This window comes from Streptomyces sp. CA-249302, from assembly GCF_050936785.1.
Lineage (GTDB): Bacteria > Actinomycetota > Actinomycetes > Streptomycetales > Streptomycetaceae > Streptomyces.
In genome coordinates this window covers 7,449,525-7,471,357 of record NZ_JBNJMG010000001.1, presented here as the reverse complement: position 1 = coordinate 7,471,357, position 21,833 = coordinate 7,449,525, and the positions used below count along the sequence as shown (strand labels likewise).

At 71.1% G+C, this 21,833-nt stretch carries 17 protein-coding genes and 1 pseudogene; 9 read left to right on the top strand and 9 right to left on the bottom strand.

All coding sequences use genetic code 11. From position 1 onward, the window contains the following. Positions 1-6: 6 nt before the first annotated feature. Positions 7-2,628, bottom strand: coding sequence for a glycosyltransferase family 1 protein (locus ACQEWB_RS33985; protein ID WP_432837836.1), 2,622 nt, complete (start codon positions 2,626-2,628; stop codon positions 7-9). A gap of 258 nt (positions 2,629-2,886) precedes the next feature. On the opposite strand from ACQEWB_RS33985, the gene ACQEWB_RS33980 reads away from it, so the two are divergent. The 5 genes and pseudogenes from ACQEWB_RS33980 (at position 2,887) to glgB (ending at position 12,222) form a co-directional block, all read left to right on the top strand. Continuing rightward, positions 2,887-4,089, top strand: a complete 1,203-nt coding sequence (locus ACQEWB_RS33980) for a S8 family peptidase (RefSeq protein ID WP_432837834.1) — start codon at positions 2,887-2,889, stop codon at positions 4,087-4,089. A gap of 205 nt (positions 4,090-4,294) precedes the next feature. Beyond that, a pseudogene (locus tag ACQEWB_RS33975) lies at positions 4,295-6,366 on the top strand (alpha-1,4-glucan--maltose-1-phosphate maltosyltransferase). Beyond that, the gene (treS, locus tag ACQEWB_RS33970) at positions 6,363-8,063 is read left to right on the top strand and encodes a maltose alpha-D-glucosyltransferase (protein WP_432837832.1); all 1,701 of its coding nucleotides are present in this window, start codon (positions 6,363-6,365) and stop codon (positions 8,061-8,063) included. The pseudogene ACQEWB_RS33975 and the gene treS overlap by 4 nt, the downstream one beginning before the upstream one ends. Before the next feature lie 92 nt (positions 8,064-8,155). Further along, positions 8,156-9,544 carry a maltokinase N-terminal cap-like domain-containing protein gene (locus tag ACQEWB_RS33965; protein WP_432837830.1) on the top strand — a complete coding sequence of 463 codons (1,389 nt, stop codon included), beginning with the start codon at positions 8,156-8,158 and terminating at the stop codon, positions 9,542-9,544. Between the two features lie 11 nt (positions 9,545-9,555). Further along, a complete protein-coding gene (gene glgB, locus ACQEWB_RS33960) occupies positions 9,556-12,222 on the top strand; it encodes a 1,4-alpha-glucan branching enzyme (RefSeq protein ID WP_432844167.1) in 2,667 nt (888 codons plus the stop codon). 39 nt (positions 12,223-12,261) lie between these two features. Here glgB and ACQEWB_RS33955 read toward each other — a convergent pair whose 3' ends face one another. After that, complete coding sequence (locus ACQEWB_RS33955) at positions 12,262-13,098, bottom strand: helix-turn-helix domain-containing protein (RefSeq protein ID WP_432837828.1); 837 nt, start codon at positions 13,096-13,098, stop codon at positions 12,262-12,264. 103 nt (positions 13,099-13,201) lie between these two features. On the opposite strand from ACQEWB_RS33955, the gene ACQEWB_RS33950 reads away from it, so the two are divergent. Next, positions 13,202-13,798 (top strand): NADPH-dependent FMN reductase, encoded by a 597-nt coding sequence (locus ACQEWB_RS33950; RefSeq protein WP_432844165.1) that lies wholly within the window; start codon positions 13,202-13,204, stop codon positions 13,796-13,798. Positions 13,799-13,875: 77 nt separating this feature from the next. Here the strand turns inward: ACQEWB_RS33950 and ACQEWB_RS33945 are convergent, their stop codons facing one another. From ACQEWB_RS33945 to ACQEWB_RS33925, 5 genes are all read right to left on the bottom strand, one after another. After that, positions 13,876-15,279 (bottom strand): cytochrome, encoded by a 1,404-nt coding sequence (locus ACQEWB_RS33945; RefSeq protein ID WP_432837813.1) that lies wholly within the window; start codon positions 15,277-15,279, stop codon positions 13,876-13,878. 79 nt (positions 15,280-15,358) lie between these two features. After that, positions 15,359-17,575 (bottom strand): HelD family protein, encoded by a 2,217-nt coding sequence (locus tag ACQEWB_RS33940; RefSeq protein ID WP_432844163.1) that lies wholly within the window; start codon positions 17,573-17,575, stop codon positions 15,359-15,361. 167 nt (positions 17,576-17,742) lie between these two features. After that, positions 17,743-18,075 (bottom strand): thioredoxin family protein, encoded by a 333-nt coding sequence (locus ACQEWB_RS33935; RefSeq protein WP_432837804.1) that lies wholly within the window; start codon positions 18,073-18,075, stop codon positions 17,743-17,745. Then, positions 18,072-18,497, bottom strand: coding sequence for a MerR family transcriptional regulator (locus ACQEWB_RS33930; protein ID WP_432837802.1), 426 nt, complete (start codon positions 18,495-18,497; stop codon positions 18,072-18,074). The genes ACQEWB_RS33935 and ACQEWB_RS33930 overlap by 4 nt, the downstream gene beginning before the upstream one ends. A gap of 29 nt (positions 18,498-18,526) precedes the next feature. Continuing rightward, positions 18,527-18,916, bottom strand: coding sequence for an Lrp/AsnC family transcriptional regulator (locus ACQEWB_RS33925; RefSeq protein WP_432837800.1), 390 nt, complete (start codon positions 18,914-18,916; stop codon positions 18,527-18,529). 45 nt (positions 18,917-18,961) lie between these two features. On the opposite strand from ACQEWB_RS33925, the gene ACQEWB_RS33920 reads away from it, so the two are divergent. Together ACQEWB_RS33920 and ACQEWB_RS33915 are read left to right on the top strand one after the other, a co-directional pair. Continuing rightward, positions 18,962-19,291, top strand: coding sequence for a hypothetical protein (locus tag ACQEWB_RS33920; RefSeq protein ID WP_432837798.1), 330 nt, complete (start codon positions 18,962-18,964; stop codon positions 19,289-19,291). After that, the gene (locus ACQEWB_RS33915; RefSeq protein WP_432837796.1) at positions 19,266-19,406 is read left to right on the top strand and encodes a hypothetical protein; all 141 of its coding nucleotides are present in this window, start codon (positions 19,266-19,268) and stop codon (positions 19,404-19,406) included. Before ACQEWB_RS33920 ends, ACQEWB_RS33915 begins: the two co-directional genes overlap by 26 nt. Positions 19,407-19,576: 170 nt before the next feature. Here the strand turns inward: ACQEWB_RS33915 and ACQEWB_RS33910 are convergent, their stop codons facing one another. After that, positions 19,577-21,160 (bottom strand): AAA family ATPase, encoded by a 1,584-nt coding sequence (locus ACQEWB_RS33910; RefSeq protein WP_432837794.1) that lies wholly within the window; start codon positions 21,158-21,160, stop codon positions 19,577-19,579. Positions 21,161-21,273: 113 nt separating this feature from the next. Continuing rightward, positions 21,274-21,453: a hypothetical protein gene (locus ACQEWB_RS33905; protein WP_432837791.1), complete on the bottom strand. Its 180-nt coding sequence runs from the start codon at positions 21,451-21,453 to the stop codon at positions 21,274-21,276. Here ACQEWB_RS33905 and ACQEWB_RS33900 point away from each other — a divergent pair. Continuing rightward, on the top strand, positions 21,446-21,787 hold the full coding sequence (locus ACQEWB_RS33900) for a hypothetical protein (RefSeq protein WP_432837789.1): 342 nt from the start codon (positions 21,446-21,448) through the stop codon (positions 21,785-21,787). The genes ACQEWB_RS33905 and ACQEWB_RS33900 overlap by 8 nt on opposite strands. Positions 21,788-21,833: the final 46 nt, after the last annotated feature.

Genomic DNA, 21,833 nt, shown 5'->3' with positions numbered 1-21,833 from the left:
AGTCCCTCACCGGAACAGCACCCCCGCCCCCTCCGCGGCGGCCTCCTCCGAAGGCACCGCCACCAGGCCCAACTCCGCGCTGGAGGCGAGGAGTCGGTGGTCCGGGAGGATGCGGACCGTGTAGCCGTAGGGCCCCGTACGCTCCAGGGAGAGCGGACCCTCGTAGACCCAGCGGCCCTCCAGGTCGGGGCCGCCCGCGGGCTTCAGCGGGACCGTCGTCGCGTCGGCGATGTGGTCCTCCGGATCGACCCGACCCGAGACGGCCTGCACCTCGACGTCGTCCGGGCTCAGTTCGCCGAGGCCCACCCGCACCCGCAGCCCGAGCGTCGTGCCGAGCTCCGCGGTGGCCGTGACCGCCGAGGTCTCCACGTGGTCGACGCTCACCCCGTGCCAGGCGGCCCGCACCCGCCCCTTCCACGCGGCGAGTTCGCGCGCGGAGTCGGCGTCCATGGCGCGGTGGGCATGCGCGGCCGGCGTGTAGAGGCGCTCGACGTACTCGCGGACCATGCGGCCGGCCAGCACCTTCGGGCCGAGGAAGGTCAGCGTCCGGCGGACCATCTCGATCCAGCGGTCGGGCAGACCGTGCTGTCCGCGCTCGTAGAAGCGGGGCGCCACCCGCTGTTCGAGGAGCTCGTAGAGGGCGTCGGCCTCCAGGTCGTCGCGGCGGTCGGGTTCGGTGCCCACGCCGTCGGCCGTGGGGATCGACCAGCCGAAGTCGGGCTGGAACCACTCGTCCCACCAGCCGTCCAGGACCGACAGGTTGAGGCAGCCGTTGAGCGCCGCCTTCATGCCGGAGGTGCCGCAGGCCTCCAGCGGGCGCAGCGGGTTGTTGAGCCAGATGTCGCAGCCGGGGTAGAGCTTCTGCGCCATCGCCATGCCGTAGTCGGGCAGGAAGACGATCCGGTGCCGTACCCGCGGATCGTCCGCGAACCGCACCAGCTCCTGCACCAGCCGTTTGCCCCCGTCGTCCGCCGGATGCGCCTTGCCGGCGACCACGATCTGGATGGGCCGCTCGGCGTGCAGCAGCAGGTCCATCAGCCGGTCCCGGTCGCGCAGCATCAGCGTCAGCCGTTTGTACGAGGGGACCCGCCGCGCGAACCCGATGGTGAGGACGTCCGGGTCGAGGACCCCGTCGATCCATCCCAACTCGGCCGTCCCCGCCCCGCGTTGCCGCCAGGAGGCGCGCAGCCGCTCGCGCACCTCGTCGACGAGCTGCTCGCGCAGACTGCGGCGCAGCTCCCAGATGTCCTGGTCGGGGATGTCCCCGACCGCGTCCCAGCGTTCCGAGCCGCCGACGGTCATCGCGTCCTCGGTGCGCTGGGCGCCGATCTGCCTGGCGCCGAGCCGGAACACCTCGGGGGCCACCCAGGTGGGTGCGTGGACGCCGTTCGTCACGGAGGTGATCGGCACCTCGTCCGGGTCGAAGCCCGGCCAGAGCCCGGCGAACATCTCCCGGCTGACCTGGCCGTGCAGCACCGAGACCCCGTTGGCGCGCTGGCCCAGGCGCAGGCCCATCACGGCCATGTTGAAGAGGTTGGGTTCGCCGCCGGGGTAGGTCTCCATGCCGAGCCGCAGGATGCGTTCGACGTCGATGCGCGGGAGTTCGGCGTCGGCACCGAAGTGGTGGGCGACGAGTTCACGGTCGAAGCGGTCGATGCCGGCCGGGACGGGGGTGTGCGTGGTGAACACGGTCCCGGCGCGCACCGCCTCGAGGGCGGAGTCGAAGTCCAGCCCCTGGTCGCCGAGTTCGGCGATCCGCTCCAGGCCGAGGAAGCCGGCGTGCCCCTCGTTGGTGTGGAAGACCTCGGGGGCGGGGTGCCCGGTGAGCCGGCAGTACGTCCGCACCGCCCGCACTCCCCCTATCCCGAGCAGCATCTCCTGGAGCAGCCGGTGCTCGCTGCCGCCGCCGTAGAGCCGGTCGGTCACCCCGCGTTCGCCGAGGTCGTTCTCCTCGACGTCGGAGTCGAGCATGAGCAGCGGGACGCGGCCGACCTGGGCCAGCCAGACGCGGGCGTGCAGCTGCCTGCCGCCGGGGAGGGCGAGGGAGACCTGGGCGGGGGTGCCGTCGGACTCCTTGAGGAGCGCCACCGGCAGCTCGTTGGGGTCGAGGACCGGGTAGTGCTCCTGCTGCCAGCCGTCCCTGGACAGGGACTGGCGGAAGTAGCCGTGCCGGTAGAGCAGGCCGACACCGATCAGCGGGACGCCCAGGTCGCTGGCCGACTTGAGATGGTCGCCGGCCAGGATGCCGAGGCCGCCGGAGTACTGCGGCAGGGCGGCGGTGATGCCGAACTCGGGCGAGAAGTAGGCGACGGCGGCCGGGAGTTCACCGGGCTGGGCCTGGTACCAGCGGTCGCCGGTGACGTAGTCACGGAGGTCGTCCGCCACCAGGGTCAGCCGGCGCAGGAAGCCGTGGTCCTCGGCGAGCTCGGCCAGCCGCGCCGGCGACACGCTGCCCAGGAGCCGTACGGGATCTCCGTCCGAGGCGGCCCAGTGCTCGGGGTCGACGGACTGGAACAGGTCGCGGGTCTCCGTGTGCCAGGACCAGCGCAGGTTGCGGGCCAGGTCGCTGAGCGGCAGGAGGGGTTCGGGCAGGACAGGTCGGACGGTAAAGCGACGGATAGCCTTCACTTGCCACCTCGTCAGGCGTGCGGAAGAGGACGCACCGCGGTGTGCGCCCTGTCGTCAACCTCGACGGTATCGGCCGGAGGGGCTTCTAACCACGGGACCCCGAACCCCACCGCACAGTCGTACACAGTCCAAAAACTGCCGCAACCTTCACCCATCCCCCATGGCCGACATGGCCGATTCCGCCCCCGTAGGCCCCCTTGTGGCGCTTCGCACCGCACGAGACGCTGCCAAACGGAGTCAAAGGGAGGGGAACTCACCATGACGCGGACGCGAACGCGGCGTCTGCGCTGGGCAGCGGGACTGACCGCGGTGGCCTGCGCCGCCACCCTGTCGGCCACCACCCTGCCCGCGCACGCCGCACCGGAGGGGCGGATACTCGGCGCCGGAGAACCCGGCTCCGTCGGCGGAAGTTACCTGGTGACGCTCAAGGGGGACGCGAAGGCTCCGTCGGCGGCCGGAAAAGGCATAGCCGAGAAGTACGGGGCGAAAATCAGCCACACCTACGGCACGGTCCTCAACGGCTACGCGATCACGGCGAACGAGAGACAGGCGAAGCGCCTCGCGGCGGACTCGCAGGTCGCCTCGGTCGTCCAGGACACCCGCGTCAGCCTCGACCACACGCAGCGGAACCCGCCGTCCTGGGGCCTGGACCGGATCGACCAGCCGGGCCTGCCGCTCGACAAGAGCTACACCTGGCCCGAGTCCGCGGGCGCCGGGGTGACCGCGTACGTCATCGACACCGGCATCCGGATCAGCCACAAGGACTTCGGCGGCCGGGCGAGCTACGGCTGGGACTTCGTCGGAAACGACAGGACCGCCGCCGACGGCAACGGCCATGGCACACACGTCGCCGGCACCATCGTCGGCAAGACGTACGGGGTGGCCAAGAAGGCCAAGGTCGTCGCCGTCCGGGTCCTGGACAACAACGGTTCCGGTACGACGTCCCAGGTCATCGCGGGCATCGACTGGGTGACCAAGCACGCGCACAAGCCCGCGGTCGCCAACCTCAGCCTGGGCGGCTACCACAACGCCCAGCTCGACACCGCCGTACGCAACTCGATCGCGTCCGGCGTCACCTACGCCGTCGCCGCCGGCAACGACGGCCTGCCCGCCGCGCTCTACTCCCCGGCGGACGTCAGGGAAGCGATCACGGTCGGCGCGACCGACAAGGCGGACGCGCGGGCGAGCTTCTCCAACTTCGGCTCGGCCGTCGACCTGTTCGCCCCCGGAGTCTCGATCACCTCCGCCTCGTACGCGAGCGACACCGGAAAGGCCACCTTCTCCGGTACGTCGATGGCGACCCCGCACGTCACCGGCACGGCCGCGCTCTACCTGGCCGACCATCCGACGGCCACCCCGGCCCAGGTCGCCAAGGCGCTGGTCAAGCTGGCGGTGTCCGGAAAGGTCTCCGGCCGCGGCCTCGGCTCGCCGGACGAACTTCTGCAGGTGCCGCCCTCGTAGGACGACACTCCTCAATACGGCCCCGTTCGTTCACGAACGGGGCCGGTCCGTGTGTAGACATACGCGCGAGTAGTTAACAAAGTGCCGGAATGCTCACCCGAATAGGGTGGGAAGGCTCCTCCGGTACGTTGCACGATAGACGCCACGCAGGACCCCCTCTCCCATAGCCATCCGCCCACCCACGTTGACGCGGACAGGAGCGGTCATGCCCGCCACGCACCACTCGTCGGCACCCCCGACACCCAGTACCGAAACGCCTTCCGCACAGCCCGATACGCCTTCCGCACAGCCCGATGCCGCCGGCATCGGGCGCATACCCGTCCTCGACGTCCGCCCGGTCGTCCAGCAGGGTCGCCGGCCCGCCAAGGCCGTCACCGGCGAGACGTTCGAGGTCTCGGCCACCGTGTTCCGCGAGGGGCATGACGCGGTCGCCGCCAACGTCGTCCTGACCGGCCCCGACGGCACCTCGGGCCCGTGGACGCCGATGCGTGAACTGGCCCCCGGCACCGACCGCTGGGGCGCCGAGGTCACGCCGACCTCCGAGGGCCACTGGACGTACCGCGTCGAGGCCTGGGGCGACCCGATCTCCACCTGGCGCCATCACGCCCAGATCAAGATCCCGGCGGGGATGGACACGGAGCTGGTGCTGGAGGAGGGGGCGCGGCTGTACGAGCGGGCGGCCGACGGGATGCCGTCAGTGGAATGTGACATAGCACTGGCCGCCGTGGCCGCCCTGCGGGACGAGGCCCGCCCCGCCGCATCGAGGCTGGCGGCGGCGTTGACGCCGGAGGTGGACGCGGTCCTGGCCGCGCATCCGCTACGGGAGTTCGTCACCGCCTCCGACACCCTCCCCCTCCTGGTCGAACGGGAACGCGCCCTGTACGGCGCCTGGTACGAGTTCTTCCCCCGCTCCGAAGGCACCCCCGAGCAGCCGCACGGCACCTTCCGCACCGCCGCCCGACGCCTCCCGGCGATCGCCGCGATGGGCTTCGACGTCGTCTACCTCCCCCCGATCCACCCCATCGGCACCACCTACCGCAAGGGCCGCAACAACACCCTCTCCGCCGGCCCCGACGACGTCGGCGTGCCCTGGGCCATCGGCTCCCCCGAAGGCGGCCACGACACCGTCCACCCCAACTGGGCACCATCGAGGACTTCGCCTGGTTCGTGCAGCAAGCCCGGGCACACGACCTGGAGATCGCCCTCGACTTCGCCCTCCAGTGCTCCCCCGACCACCCCTGGGTGCAAAAACACCCCGACTGGTTCCACCACCGCCCCGACGGCACCATCGCCTACGCCGAGAACCCGCCCAAGAAGTACCAGGACATCTACCCCATCGCCTTCGACACCGACCTCGACGGCCTCATCGCCGAAACCCTCCGCGTGCTGCGGCTGTGGATGTCGCACGGGGTACGGATCTTCCGCGTCGACAACCCGCACACCAAACCGGTCCTGTTCTGGCAACGCGTGATCGCCGAGATCAACCGCGCCGACCCCGACGTGATCTTCCTCGCCGAGGCCTTCACCCGCCCCGCGATGATGCGCACCCTCGCCCAGACCGGCTTCCAGCAGTCCTACACCTACTACACCTGGCGCACCGGCAAGCAGGAACTCACCGACTACCTCACCGAACTCTCCACCGAGACGGCCGCCTACATGCGGCCCAACTTCTTCGTCAACACCCCCGACATCCTGCACGAGTTCCTCCAGCACGGCGGCCGCCCCGCCTTCGAGGTCCGCGCCGTCCTCGCCGCCACCCTCTCCCCCACCTGGGGCGTCTACAGTGGATTCGAGCTGTGCGAGAACGTCCCGCTGCGCGACGGCAGCGAGGAGTACCTGGACTCGGAGAAGTACCAACTCCGCCCCCGTGACTGGGAGTCGGCCGACCGCGAAGGCCGTTCCATCACGCCCCTGATCACCAGGCTCAACGCCGTGCGGCGCGCGAGCCCCGCCCTCCGTCAGCTGCGCGATCTCCACTTCCACCACGCGGACCAGGACGCGGTGATCGCGTATTCGAAACGGAGCGGTTCGAACACGGTTCTGGTGGTCGCCAACCTCGACCCTCACCACACCCAGGAGGCCACGGTCTCGTTGGACATGCCGCAACTCGGCCTCGACTGGCACGAGTCGGTGCCGGTGCGCGACGAGCTCACCGGCGAGACCTATCACTGGGGCAGGGCGAACTACGTGCGCCTGGAACCGGGCACCCGTCCCGCGCACGTGTTCACCGTCCTGCGACCGTCCACCCCGCAGATCGGAGGGTCACCCACAACATGATCGTCAACGAACCCGTTCCGGACACCTTCGAGGACACCCCCGCCAAGGACCGCGACCCGGATTGGTTCAAGCGCGCGGTCTTCTACGAGGTCCTCGTCCGCTCCTTCCAGGACAGCAACGGCGACGGCGTCGGCGACCTCAAAGGCCTGACCGCGAAACTCGACTACCTCCAATGGCTCGGCGTCGACTGCCTCTGGCTCCCGCCGTTCTTCAAGTCACCGCTCAGGGACGGCGGTTACGACGTCTCCGACTACACCGCTGTACTGCCGGAGTTCGGCGACCTCGCCGACTTCGTCGAGTTCGTGGACGCCGCCCACCAGCGCGGCATGCGGGTCATCATCGACTTCGTCATGAACCACACCAGCGACCAGCACCCGTGGTTCCAGGAGTCCAGAAAGGACCCCGACGGGCCCTACGGCGACTACTACATGTGGGCCGACGACGACAAGCAGTACCCCGACGCCCGCATCATCTTCGTCGACACCGAGGCCTCCAACTGGACCTTCGACCCGGTCCGCAAGCAGTACTTCTTCCACCGCTTCTTCTCCCACCAGCCGGACCTCAACTACGAGAACCCGGCCGTGCAGGAGGAGATGATCTCCGCGCTGCGGTTCTGGCTGGACCTCGGCATCGACGGCTTCCGTCTCGACGCCGTGCCTTATCTGTACGCCGAGGAAGGCACCAACTGCGAGAACCTGCCCGCCACCCACGAGTTCCTCAAGGGGGTGCGCAAGCAGATCGACGCCCACTACCCGGACACGGTGATCCTCGCCGAGGCCAACCAGTGGCCGGAGGACGTCGTCGACTACTTCGGCGACTTCCAGAGCGGCGGCGACGAATGCCACATGGCGTTCCACTTCCCCGTCATGCCACGGATCTTCATGGCGGTGCGCCGCGAGTCCCGCTACCCGGTGTCGGAGATCCTCGCGAAGACCCCGGCCATCCCGTCCGGCTGCCAGTGGGGCATCTTCCTGCGCAACCACGACGAGCTCACCCTCGAAATGGTCACCGACGAGGAACGCGACTACATGTACGCGGAGTACGCCAAGGACCCGCGGATGCGGGCCAACATCGGCATCCGCAGGCGCCTCGCCCCGCTCCTGGACAACGACCGCAACCAGATCGAGCTGTTCACCGCCCTGCTCCTGTCGCTGCCCGGATCACCGATCCTCTACTACGGCGACGAGATCGGCATGGGCGACAACATCTGGCTCGGCGACCGCGACGCCGTACGCACCCCCATGCAGTGGACACCGGACCGCAACGCAGGTTTTTCCTCCTGTGACCCCGGGCGGCTGTATCTGCCGACCATCATGGACCCGGTCCACGGCTACCAGGTCACCAACGTCGAGGCGTCGATGGCGTCGCCCTCCTCGCTGCTGCACTGGACCCGCCGCATGATCGAGATCCGGAAGCAGAACGCCGCTTTCGGGCTCGGTTCCTACACGGAGCTCCAGTCGTCCAACCCGGCGGTGATCGCGTTCCTGCGTGAGTACGAGGACGATCTCGTCCTGTGCGTGCACAACTTCTCGCGGTTCGCGCAGCCCACCGAGCTGGACCTGAGGACCTTCAGCGGGCGGCACCCCGTGGAGCTGTTCGGCGGCGTGCGCTTTCCGGCCATCGGTGAGCTGCCGTACTTGCTGACCCTCGCGGGGCACGGCTTCTACTGGTTCCGGCTCCGCAAGGACCCCGTGTAGAGCCTCCGAGAACCCCGGATGGGGCGGTTTCCCCTGTCCCACCCGGGGCACGCATACGTAACACCCCGACCCCGGGGAAAGGACGCGACGCCATGTCGGAAGCCGTCACCCGTACCACCACGACAAGCCCCGGCCTCCTTGCGTCACTGGACCCCCTGTTGCGCGAGTGGCTGCCGCGGCAGCGCTGGTTCGCGGGCAAGGGCCGTCCGGTCACCGGGTTCTCGCTGGTCGGGGCCACCGAACTGCTGCCGGCCACCGCCAAACTGGGCCTGTACCACCTCCTCATCCGCGCCCACCAGCCGTCCGCGATCGGCGCCGAGCCGCACCCCGGCGACTGCTACCAGCTCCTCATAGGCGTGCGCGAGGCGCTGCCGCCGCGGCTGGCGCCCGCGCTGATCGGACACGTGGATCAGGGCCCGCTCACCGGCCGCACGGTGTACGACGCCCTGTACGACACCCGGCCCGCCGAGGTGCTCCTGGAGGCGATGCGCACCGGGGCCCGCATCGGCGGGCTGCGCTTCGAGCGCGAGCCAGGGCAGGAGATCCGTACCGGCCTCGTCCCGCGGGTGGTGACGGCCGAGCAGTCGAACTCCTCCGTCGTCTACGGAGATACGTTCATCCTGAAGCTGTTGCGCCGGGTCGTGCCCGGCGTCAACCCCGACCTGGAGCTGCCGCTGGCGCTGGCCCGCGAGGGCTGCCCGCGGGTGCCGGCGCCGACGGCGTGGCTGCGGGCGGAGGTGGCCGGTGAACCGTATGTCCTCGCCGTCCTCCAGCCGTTCCTCCAGGGCGCCACCGACGGGTGGGAGCTGGCCCTTCGCGAGCTGGCCAAGGGCGAGGACTTCGGCGCGGACGCGCGGGCGCTGGGGCGGGCCACCGCCGAGGTGCACCTGGCACTCGCCGAGGCGCTGCCGACGGTCACGCTGGGCCATGCCCAGCTGCGGTTCCTCGCCGACGGCATGATCGAACGCCTTGAGGCGGCCGCGCAGGCGGTGCCCGCGCTGCATCCGTACGTGCCCGCGCTGCACTCGGCGTTCAGCGCGCTGGCCGACCTGGCGGCGGAGGGCCGTACCTGGACCGCCCAGCGCGTCCACGGTGACCTGCACCTCGGGCAGTGTCTGCGCTCGCCGGGCGGCGAGTGGTTCCTGATCGACTTCGAGGGCGAGCCGGCCAGGCCGCTGGCCGAACGGCGGATGCCGCAGCCCGCGGTGCGGGACGTCGCCGGGATGCTGCGGTCCTTCGACTACGCGGCCCACTCGGCCGGACCTCCCGCAGAGGGGTGGGCGGAGAGGTGCCGGGCGGCCTACTGTTCCGGGTACGCGGAGGTCAGCGGCCACGATCCGCGCACCGACCCGGTACTCCTGCGCGCCTGCGAAACGGACAAGGCGATCTACGAGGTCGTCTACGAGGCCAGGCACCGCCCCGACTGGCTCCCCGTCCCGATGACGGCGATCGAGCGTTACGCCGACTCCGACCAGTTCTGACCCGCCCTGTTCTGACCGCCCAGTCGACTCACCTTCGCCGAGGAGGCGCCGCCCGTGACCCCCGCCCCACGCCCAGCGGTTCGGAACCGGAAAAGAAAGCTGCGAAGGCGGCGGACAAGGCGACCGCGAAGAAAGCGGCCGCGAAGAAAGCGACCGGCAAGAAAGCGGCGGCGAAGAAGGCAGCCGTGAAGAAGACCACCGAGAAGGCGGTGGCGAAGAAGGCCACGGCCAAGAAGGTCACGGCCAAGAAGGCCGCAGCCAAGAAGACGGCCGTGAAGGCGACGGCGGCGAAGACGACGGCGACGACGACAGCCGCGAAGTCCACGGGCGCGAAGTCCACGGCCGCGAAGAAGGCCGCGCCGAAGAAGTCCGCCGCCAAGAAGTCGACCGCCGTCGGCACAAAGAGCGTCGCCAAGAAAAGCACCGTCAAGACGGCCACCACCGCCGTAAAGGTCGCCGACCCCACTCCGGCTCAACCGCCGGAGGCAACCGTCTCGCCCGCCGTCGGCGCCGGTGACCGGGAGCGGTTGCTCGCCGGTGGGCATCACGACCCGCATACCGTGCTCGGCGCCCACCCGGTGCCCGGCGGTGTCGCCGTGCGGGCGTTCCGGCCGTACGCGCTGAGCGTGACCGTCGTCGCCGGGGAGCTGCGGGCGGAGCTGCACGACGACGGGGACGGGTTCTTCTCGGGGCTGCTGCCGCTGACGGAGGTCCCGGCCTATCGGTTCCTGGTGGCGTACGAGGGGTCGGTCCAGGAGGCCGAGGACGCGTACGGGTTCCTGCCGACGCTCGGCGATCTCGACCTGCATCTGATCGGCGAGGGCCGGCACGAGCACCTGTGGCAGGTGCTGGGCGCGCACCCGATGACGCACCAGGGCGTGACCGGCACCCGTTTCTCGGTGTGGGCGCCGAACGCGCGCGGTGTGCACGTGGCCGGCAGCTTCAACTTCTGGGACGGCACCGGCTATCCGATGCGCTCGCTCGGCTCCTCCGGCGTGTGGGAGCTGTTCGTGCCCGGCATCGGCGAGGGCGAGCTGTACAAGTTCGAGATCACCCGCCCGGACGGCTCCAAGACGCTCCGCGCCGACCCGCTGGCCCGCCGCACCCAGCCCCCGCCCGAGACCTCGTCGATCGTGACGGCCGCGCACCACGAGTGGCGGGACGAGGAGTGGCTGGCCAGGCGGGCCGACCTGCCCCCGCACGAGGCGCCCTTCTCCGTGTACGAGATCCATCTCCCGTCCTGGCGACCGGGGCTGACGTACCGTCAACTCGCCGAGCAGCTCCCCGCGTACGTCAAGGACCTGGGCTTCACCCACGTCGAGCTGATGCCGGTCGCCGAGCACCCCTTCGGCGGCTCCTGGGGCTACCAGGTCACCGGCTTCTACGCGCCGACCGCCCGCCTGGGCACCCCGGACGACTTCCGGTACCTGGTCGACGCCCTGCACCAGGCCGGCATCGGCGTGCTGATGGACTGGGTGCCGGCGCACTTCCCGCGCGACGACTGGGCGCTCGCGGAGTTCGACGGGCGGCCCCTGTACGAGCACGAGGACCCGCTGCGCTCGGCGCACCCCGACTGGGGCACCCTCGAGTTCGACTACGGCCGTCGCGAGGTGCGCAACTTCCTTGTCGCGAACGCCGTTTACTGGTGCGAGGAGTTCCACATCGACGGCCTGCGGGTCGACGCGGTGGCGTCCATGCTCTACCTCGACTACTCGCGCGAGCCGGGCCAGTGGGTCCCGAACGAGCACGGCGGCCGGGAGAACCTGGACGCGGTGGGCTTCCTCCAGGAGATGAACGCGACCGTGTACCGGCGGGCGCCGGGCGTGGTGACCATCGCCGAGGAGTCGACGGCCTGGGACGGCGTCACCCGGGCGACCCACCACCGCGGCCCGGGCGGCTTCGGCGGCCTCGGCTTCGGCCTGAAGTGGAACATGGGCTGGATGCACGACTCGCTCGACTACATGAGCCACGAGCCGGTGCACCGCAAGTACCACCACAACGAGATGACCTTCTCGATGGTGTACGCCTACAGCGAGAACTACGTCCTCCCCATCTCCCACGACGAAGTCGTGCACGGCAAGCGGTCGTTGGTGTCGAAGATGCCGGGCGACTGGTGGCAGCAGCGGGCCAACCTCCGGGCGTACCTGGCCTTCATGTGGGCGCACCCCGGCAAGCAACTCCTCTTCATGGGGCAGGAGTTCGCGCAGGGCGCGGAGTGGTCGGAGGCGCACGGCCCGGACTGGTGGCTGCTGGATCCGGCGTACGGCGCGGAAGCCGACCACCGAGGCGTCCGGGACCTGGTCCGGGACCTCAACACGGTCTACCGGCACACCCCGGCGCTGTGGCAGCAGGACACGGTCCCGGCCGGCTTCGAGTGGATCGTGGGCGACGCGTCCGAGGACAACGTCTTCGCGTTCCTCCGCTACGCCACCGACGGCACCCCGCTCCTCGCGGTCTCCAACCTCTCCCCGGTGATCCGCCACGACTACCGCCTGGGCGCCCCCGACGACGTCCCGGCCTGGCACGAGTCCCTCAACACCGACACGGCCAAGTACGGCGGCAGCGACGTGACCAACCCGGACGTCGTCAAGCCGGAACCCCAGCCCTGGCACGGCCGACCGGCCAGCATCCGGCTGACCCTGCCGCCGCTGGCGACGGTGTGGCTGCGGCCCGCGTGACGGGGAGGGCGGGCCCCGGCCGCGCGGCCGGGGCGGCGGTCACGAGATGGCGCGGAGCCGGCCGAGGGAGTGGCCGCGGAGTTCGTCGACCGCCCGGGCCGTGCTCTCGTCGGCGGGCAGGAGGACGACCAACTGCTGGGCGTCCGCGGGGAGTTCGAGTGTCTCGCGGTCCAGGCGCAGTTCGGGTCCGGCGGGATGGCGCAGCCTGAGCACTCCGCGTTCCGGGACGACGTGGCGGTTGAGCCGTCGGGTGAAGTCGGGGCCTGCGACGGGTGCGAGCTGTGCGGTGAACCACTCCGTGTTCTCGACGGACGGTCCGAGCCACAGGTCGAAGGCCTGCTCGTCGGCGACGTCCTCCCAGTCGGCGAAGAACGTCCGGGCGCGCGGGTCGGTGAAGACGTACCGGGTGAGGTTCGGGGCGTCGCCGTCGAGCAGCCCGGTCCCGCTCGTCACCGACTCGAAGGCGTCGGTGTGGGCGAGGAGGTCGCCCAGCCGGTTGGTCACCAGGGCGAGGCCGGGTTCGAGGAGGCGGAGCGTGCGCAGCACGGACGGCCGCACCTCCCGGGAGGGTGCCGCGGGCCGGTTGTGCGCGACGCACTCACCGCCGGTGATCTTCGCGAGGTAGCGCAGGTGGCCGCGTTCGGCCGGATCGAGGCTGAGGGCGTCGGCGAGGGCGTTCACCACCGCCACCGAGGGATTGCGGTCCCGGCCCTGCTCGATGCGGGTCAGGTACTCGACACTCACGCCGGCCCGCGTCGCGAGATCCAGCCGCCGCAGCCCCGGTGAGCGACGCCGGCCCCGGTCCGGCAGCCCCAGCGTCCCGGGCTGGATGCTGTCGCGCTTGGCCCGGACGAAGTCCCCCAACGGTGTCCCCATGGATCCGAGCATAGGTCGGCGCCCCGCGGCTCAGCGTGGCCCTGCGGGGGCCAGCCTGAGCGCGGCCTGGCTGCTGTCGCGGGGCGGCCCGAACGTGATGGGCATGGACAACAACAAGCACAGGCTCGTGATCGTCGTCGGCAGCGTCCGGGACGGGCGGTTCGGCCCGGTCGTGGCCTCGTGGGTGGCCGAACAGGCCGCGGAGCACGGTGGTTTCGAGGTGGAGGTCGTCGACCTGGCCGAGATCGACGTCCCGCTGGCGCTGCCCGCGGCCTCGCCGAAGTACGCCGGCGAGGACTATCCCCGCCCGGCCGGGATGGCGGCACTGACCTCCGCTCTGGAGCGCGCGGACGCGTTCGTCGTGGTCACTCCGGAGTACAACCACAGCTATCCGGCGTCCCTGAAGGCGGCGATCGACTGGCACTTCACCCAGTGGACGGCCAAACCCGTGGCCTTCGTCAGCTACGGCGGCGCGGCCGGCGGCCGGCACGCGGTGCTGCATCTGGAGAACGTGCTCACCGAGCTGCACGCGGTGACCATCCGCGACGGTCTCGCCTTCCCGAACTACTTCACCGCCTGGCAGGACGGCCACCCGCTCGACCCGGCCGCCCCCGGCTACGCCAAGACCCTGCTGGAACAGCTGTCCTGGTGGGCGGGGACACTGCGCTCGGCCCGCGAGACCGCTCCCTATCCGGCCTGAACCCCGGGAAGGCCGGGAGCACCGGTCAGAAGCCGCGGTCAGAAGCCGCGGCCAGGAGCCCCGACCAGGAGCCCCGACTAGGCGTCCTTCTTTCCCCCGAACATCAGCCGCCGCAGCGCCGACAGCAGGCCTCTCGCCTGGCTGTTGGCGCCGGTGGCCGCTGTGGCCTCGGGTCGCGCCGGCACATGCGGCTGCGGCCGCCCCGCGTTGAGCTCGTACCGCACCGGCAACACCTTCAGCCCCCGCACCACCGGCCCCGCCCGCCACGGCAACTGGTCCGGCGGCAGGGTCAGTTCGGCCCGCGCGAAGTGCTCGAACACCCGCCCCACGGCCGTCGCCACGATCAGCCCGCCCAACTCCCGCGCCGCGCTGGGGCACTGGTGCGGCCCTGCACCCCACCCCAGATGCGCCCGCGTGCTCACCGCCGACCCGACCATCGGCGAGGACCCGATGGCGAGCAGATCCTGATGCGCCGCCGCGGCCGACGGCGACACCGCATCCCCGGCCCGCACCCAGAAGTTGCCCAGCCGCACGTCCCGCGCCGCGAACCGGAAGCACATGTTGGCGACCGGCGGATTCGCCAGCGCCGCCCGGTTGACCGTCTCGCCGAGCTGCCCGGCCGACAGACTGCGCCGCACGGTCGCGTTGCCGCGCAACACCTCCAGCAGGGTGTTCATGACCATGTTGCCGGTGATGTCGTTCAGGTAGACGGCGTTCATGAACAGCTCCCGCCCGAGCTGCTCGTCGGACAGGTTCGGATCCGCCAGCAGCATGTACGAGGTGAGGTCGTCGCCCGGCCGGGCCCTGCGGTGGGCGGCCAGCCGGGTCATCGCCGCGGAGGCCCGCGCGGTGGCCGGACCGGCGTCCGGGCCGCCGTCGAGCATCCGCCACAGGTCCATGACCAGTTCGTCGCCGAGCTCCACCGGGCAGCCGAACAGCTTGGTGGTCACCATCAGCAGCAGGGGTCTGACGTACTGCGCGCCCAGGTCCGCGAACCCCGCCGTCCCCGACTCCGCGGCGAGCACCCCGACCAGTTCGTCGGCGTAACCCGCCACCGCCGCCCGCAGCTCCCAGCCCTGCGGACTGCGCGCCTCCTGGAAGGGCCGCAGCGCCGAGTGCAGGGTGCCGCGCGCCGCCCGGTGCTCCTCCTCGTCCATGAACATCGTCTGCCGCACCTCGTACCCGGCGAGCAGCGGCCAGTCCCGCGGCAGCCGCCCCTGGGCCCGGGCCCGCCAGTAGCGGATGTCCCGCCGCCACTGGCTCTCGTTCCGCAGCACCTCCAGCACCTCGCGGTAGTCGAGAACCAGCCACACCGGCACGCCCATCAGCCCCACGGGGGCGACCGGCCCGTACTGCTGCCGCAGCCGCCCGTACACCGCCCCCGGATCGGTGTCGAACTCCGCGGTGAGCAGCGGCTGGACGGGCAGCGACTCCAGCCAGGGGCTGTCGGTGGGCGCGGCCGGGTACGCGTGGGCTTCCATAACGCACACGCATACCGCACCAACCGTGCACAAGCGGTGACCGAGACGGGAACTGTTACGGCTTGGTGATACGAGTTAATCAGGGAGTGACCAGTGCCTTCGGCAGCCGCCCGGTGTGCAGCACCCCCAGTCGCTGGGTGGCCCGGGTCAGCGCCACGTACAGGTCGCTCGTCCCGTACAGGCCCGGCTCGACCACGAGCACGGAGTCGAATTCCAGCCCCTTCGACTGCCGGGGATCGAGGAGTACGACGGTCCGGGTGAGGTCGGGTTCGGCGCCCGCCGTCACCCCGTCCAGCTGCGCGGCGAGCCTGCGGTGCAGATGGCGCGGTGCGATGACCGCGAGCCGGCCCTCGGCGGGGGTGAGTTCCTCGACGGCCTTGGCGACCGCGCCGGGCAGGTCGTCGGTGGCGCGGACCCAGGGCCGTACACCTGTCGAACGGATCGAGCTCGGCGGTTCGAAGTCGGGGTGCTCGGCGCGTACGACGGCCGCCGCGAGGTCCATGATCTCGGCGGGGGTGCGGTAGTTGACGCCCAGGCGGGTGTGCTCCCAGCGGTCGCCGATGTACGGCTCCAGGATCTTCCGCCAGGAGCCGACGCCGGCCGCCTCCGCGGTCTGGGCCGGGTCGCCGACCAGGGTCATCGAGCGGGTCGGGCTGCGGCGCATGAGCAACCGCCAGGCCATCGGGGAGAGTTCCTGCGCCTCGTCGACGATGATGTGGCCGAAGGCCCAGGTCCGGTCGGCCGCCGCGCGCTCGGCCGCGCTGCGGTGGTCGTCCTCCTCCTGCCGTTCGGCGAACCGCTCGGCGTCGATGATGTCGTGCGCGGACAGCACCTCGGAGTCCTCCGCGTCCTTGTCCTCGAACTCGTAGGTGCGGGAGGCGTAGGACACGTCCAACACGCCCTGCGCGTACGCCACCTGCGTCTCCCGCTCCCGCTCGGCCAGCGCCCGCGCCACCCGCTCGTCCACGCCGAGCAGTTCGGCCGCCTCGTCGAGCAGGGGTACGTCCGACACCGTCCACGCGCGGGTCACCGGGCGCTGGATGGCGGCCGCGTCCTCGTCGGGGAGGTGGCCGACGGGGTCGGCGAGGAAGTCGGCGATCAGGCGCTGCGGGGTGAGGCGCGGCCACAACTGGTCGATGGCGGCCCACACTTCGCGGTTCTCGGCGATCTCGTCGCGGATCTGCGTGATGTCGCTCGCGTCGAGGAGACTGGAGCCGTCGTACGGGTCGGTGCCGACGCGCTCGGCGTACAGCTCGGTGAGGGTGTTGAGGATGTGGCCCTCGAAGTGCTCGCGGGCCACGTTGTGCGGCAGCCGGGCGGCGCGGGTCTTCTCGCGGGCGACCTTCACCAGGCCGTCGTCGAGCATGAGGACCTCCCGGTCGTGCTCGATCGCGATCACCGGGTCGGGCAGCGCCTGCCAGTCGCGTACGACGTCGGCGAGCACGTCCGCCATGTCGGCGCGGCCCTTCACCGCGGCCGCCTCCCGGGTGTCGGTGGCCGTCGCCTTCACGCCGGGGAACAGCTCCCCGACCGTCGCGAGCAGCACGCCCGTCTCGCCGAGCGAGGGCAGCACCTCGCCGATGTAGCCGAGGAAGGCGGGGTTGGGGCCGACGATGAGCACGGCGCGCTTGGCCAGCAGCTCCCGGTGCTCGTAGAGGAGATACGCGGCCCGGTGCAGGGCGACGGCGGTCTTCCCGGTCCCGGGGCCGCCCTCCACCACCAGCACTCCGCGGTGCGGGGCGCGGATGATCTCGTCCTGTTCGGCCTGGATGGTCTGCACGATGTCGTGCATGCGGCCGGTGCGGGCCGCGTCCAGGGCGGCGAGCAGCACGGCGTCCCCGGTCGGGTCCTCGTGGCCGGTGCGCTCCCGGTCGCCGAGGTCGAGGATCTCGTCGTGCAGCGCGGTCACCGCACGGCCGCTGGTGGTGATGTGCCGGCGTCGGCGCAGGCCCATCGGGGTGTGGCCGGTGGCCAGGTAGAAGGGGCGGGCGACGTCCGCACGCCAGTCGATCAGGATCGGCGTGCGCTCGGCGTCGTCCGTGCGCAGTCCGATCCGGCCGATGTGGTGGGTGCCGCCCTCGGTCAGGTCGATGCGCCCGAAGCAGAGCGAGCCGTCGACGGCGTTGAGCGCGGCGAGCAGCCCGGACCGCTCGGCCACCAGGATGTCCCGCTCCAGCCGGGCCTGCATGGGCGTGTTGCCCTGCGCGAGCGCGTCCGTGACACCGGCCTCGGTGCCGGCCCGCAGGCCGTCCACGCGGGCGTACAGCACGTCGATGAATTCCTGCTCACCGCGAATTTCATCGCTGTTTGACAATTCCACTCCCGGGCCGATATACTGTGCCTACTGAACTTCTCCGCGACGGAATTCCCGTGAAGTCGCGAACCATTGAATATACGCAAAGAAATCCCCCGAGCGCAATTGCTCGGGGGATTTCTTCGTATTACGTCAGGTCTTGCGTCAGCTCAGAGGGCGTCCTCGATCTCCGCCAGGAGCCGCCGCTTGGGCCGCGCCCCCACCATCGACCGCACCGGCTCACCGCCGCGGAAGACCATGAACGTCGGCATCGACAGGACCTGGTAGGCGTTCGTCGTCTCCGGGTTGGTGTCCACGTCCAGCTGGACCACCTTGAACCGCGCGCCCTCCTCCGCCGCGAGGGCGCTGAGCACCGGCCCCATCTGGCGGCACGGCGGGCACCAGTCGGCGGTGAACTCCACCAGCACCGGCAGGTCGGCGCCGATCACCTCCGCCGCGAAGTCCGCGTCCGTCACCTCGGCCACGCCCGCTGCCCTGATCATCCGTGCCCTCCCAGTTCGCACACCGGCTCCGGACCCCCCGGAACCCGCGCCTCGGCGGCCAGGCCGCCCATCGCTGCCTCAGCCTTCGCCAGCTGCGCCCCGACCGACGCCCGAACGGCCCCCAACTCGCCGATCAGCTCGTCGAGTTCGGCCAGCTTGCGCCGGTAGACCGCGAGCGAGGCCGGGCAGGAGTCGCCCTCGGGATGCCCGGCCCGCAGACACTCCACGAAGGGCCGCGTCTCCTCCAGGTCGAACCCGAAGTCCTGGAGCGTCCTGATCTGCCGGAGCAGCTTCAGGTCGCTCTCGTCGTAGGTCCGGTATCCGTTGCCGCCGCGCCGCGCGGGCAGCAGCCCGCGGGACTCGTAGTACCGCAGCGTCCGGGTCGTGGTGCCGGCCCGGGCGGCCAGTTCGCCGATGCGCATGCCTACGAACGTAATCCTTGACGCCGACGTCAAGGCAACAGCGGTTTCCGCTCGACCGGCGAGGTGAGCACGATCGAGGTCGTCGTACGGCCGAGCGCGGCGACCGCCTCCAGGACTTCTTCCAGGTGGACGGTGTCACGGACGGCGACCTTGAGGATCCAGCAGTCCTCGCCGACCATGTGGTGCACCTCGGTGATCTCCGGGCGGGCGATCAGCTCCAGGGTGCGCGGGCGCACCCGCTCGGTCACCGCGGCGGGGCTGAGCCGCACCCGGCGCCCCAGCTCGCTCAGCTTGATGCGGCCGTCCGTCTGGAGGTGCTCCAGGATCTGCCGGTCCACCGCGTCGAAGGCCACCGAGGTTTCGTTGGCGGCGGCTCGCGGATGCCGTGGTTCTTTCGATGCCGCGGCCTCGGCTCCCATGGTTCCCCCTTCAGGACGGACGGATACGCCGGGAGAATCATGGTCATGGAAAAGCGACACGACACAAAGGCCCGGGAGATATTGGCCATCGGCGGGAACCGCTATTTCGGAAAGCGGCTCATCGCCCGTCTGCCGGCCGCCGGGGACCGGGTGACGGTCCTGAATCGCGGCTCGTCACCACCACCCGCCGGCGCCCTCCACCTCGTCGCCGACCAGGTCTGCTACACACCGCGCCAGGCGGCCATCGCCCGCCGGGTGTTCGCGGACCGCACCCGGCGCTATGTGATGACGTCGACGGTCGAGGTGTACGAGTACGGCCGACCCCGAATTCCCTCATACGGCGGTCCGGGTGGCCCATGTCCTGGGCGGGGGTGACGACTTCACCGGACGGATGACCCTCCCCCGGGCCACCCGGCTCGGTTTCACCTTCGGCGACGCACGGCAGTGGCTGCCGCGGGCCGTCGCCGAGACGCTCGGGGAGGCCGACTGACATGCGGCACCGCACACTTGGCGACCTCCGGGTGAGCGCGATCGGTCTGGGCGCCACGCCCCTGTCTTACGAGGATGGCCGGCAAGGCAGGCCTCGGCGCCTTCCGCGCCGTGGCCGCCGAGCGCGGGGTGAGCCCCCAACAGGTGCGTCTGGCCTGGCTGTTGGCGAAGTCACCGAGCTCCGGGCGACCGGCCGGGCCGCGGCCCCAGCAGCCACTCCCCCGACGGAGGCCCCCCGTGGACCCCGATGTCGTCGTCCTCGTCCTCTTCCTCCGCGAGCCACTCCTCCTCGTCCCCGTCCCGCACGCCGAGCAGCCGCCGCGTCAGCCGGTCGCGGTCGGACAGGAGCTCGTCGAGGGCCTCGCGGAGGTCGGACGGCTCGGTGCGCTCGGACTCGCGCTCGGCGGCGATCAGCACCGCCCGTCGGACCAGCTCCTTGGTGAAGGAGGCCGTCGTGCCCTCGGTGCGGGTCACCACCTCGTCCGCGATGTCCTCGCCGAGGTCCAGGTTCGCGCCGTACAGGGCGAGCAGGGCCGCGCGGCCCGCCGTGTCCGGGAGCGGGATCTCGACGGCGAGGTCGACGCGGCCGGGGCGCTGGACGAGGGCCGGTTCGAGGAGGTCGGCGCGGTTGGTGGTGAGGAGGAAGGCGACGTCGGCGTCGTCGCCGAGGCCGTCCATCTCGTTCAGCACCTGGAAGAGCAGGGGCTGTTCGCCGTTGCCGTAGTCGCGGGCCTCGGCGATCAGGTCGCAGTCCTCCAGGACGACCAGGGCGGGCTGGAGCATGCGGGCCAGCGCGCAGGCCGGGCCGATGGCGTCGATGCTCTCGCCGGACAGGATGACGACCGTGAACTGCGGGAGGTGGGAGAGGAGATAGCGGATCGTGTGGGTCTTGCCGGTGCCGGGCGGGCCGTAGAGGAGGAGGCCGCGGCGCAGGTGCTGGCCGGCCGCGCGCAGCTGCTCGCGGCGCCGGGCCACGCCCACGACCTGGCGCTCGACGCGGTCCAGGAGCCCGGCCGGCAGGACGATGTCCTCGCGGGTCAGACCGGGCCGGCGGTGGAAGCGGAACGGGCCGAGGCCGTGCCCGAACTGGGAGCCCTCGAAGGAGAGCACCTGCCCGCGGAACACGTTGTGCTCACGGACCAGGGCGTCGATCTCGGCGAGCAGCCGGTCCGCGAACTCCTTGTCGGCGGCGAGGACTTCGAGCTCCACCTTGTTGCGCCCGTACTCGTCCGCCGGGCCGCGCAGCAGTACGGCGAAGCGCTCCTCGCCCTCCGCGCCGAGGTAGAACCCGCAGGAGACGCAGGCCAGTTCCTCGTCCGGGGAGACCGGCATGTGGGCGTAGTCGACGGCGCCGACGACGAAGCGGTCGTAGCGGTCGGCGGCCTCGATGATGTCGCCGAGGGTGAGCTCGCCGCGATGCTGGGCGCCGCGCATGCCGATGAGTTCGTGGCTGCGGCCGTCGGCGGCGAACCAGCGCTCCAGGGCGAGATGGACGTTGGGCAGGTCGTACGGCGCGTAGGCGGCCTTGACCACCGGGCGGTCCGTGGGCGCCGAACCCAGGTGCTCGCGCAGCCGCTTGGCCAGGTCGCGGCTGCCGTCGGCGTCGCCGCGCTTCGGCCGGGCGACCGCCATCAGGAACTCGTGGAACAGTTCGTTGATCCGCTCCAGCGGGAGCCCGGACGGCTCCCGGTCCGCGCCGTACTTCCGCTCGTACTCGTCCGTGCTGAGGATCTCCACGTCGCCGGGTTCCCCCATGTACGCCTCCGCGTGTTCGGTCGTGCGTCCCCCGAGCCTCTCCAGCCTGGGGCCCGACCGGCATGCGGGTCAAAGCATTTGGGGCAAGTGCCCCCATACGGTCGGCGTGTGCGCTATTGCCCGGCACCGGTCCGCTCGAACCACACCTTCGCCGCCTGCGGACGGCCGGTGAGCAGGAGGAGCAGAGCCTTGATCGGGCCCCTGACCTCCTCGCCCTCGCCGCGCGTCCACTCGATGTCGGTGGCGACCAGCCGGGACTTGGGGAGCGGCCACGGCCGGGGCGGGATGCACACACATCCGACCGAGGGCGAGGGCGATGTCCTGGCCGTGCACGAGGACGTCCAGCAGCGACTCGCGGGGCGCGGTCATCACCGCCGTACGCCTGGAGCCGACGATGGAGCGCAGGTCGGCGACGATGTCCGCCACCGGCAACCGCGCTTCGCGCAGCGCCGAGTCGTGGATCATGCGGTCGAAGTTCCCACGGGCCAGGGCGACTTCGCGCAGCACGGCCCGCAGCGGATATCGCGCCCCGACGGTCAGCTGCGCGGCGACATCCCGTACCCGCCGGTCCCCGCGTGGGCGCTGCGCCGGCGGAACGCAGTGAAGCGGAACGCAGTGAATACGTGAGCATCCTGCCGGCGCGGCCACGTGTGCGGGACTCGGCCGTGCCCCT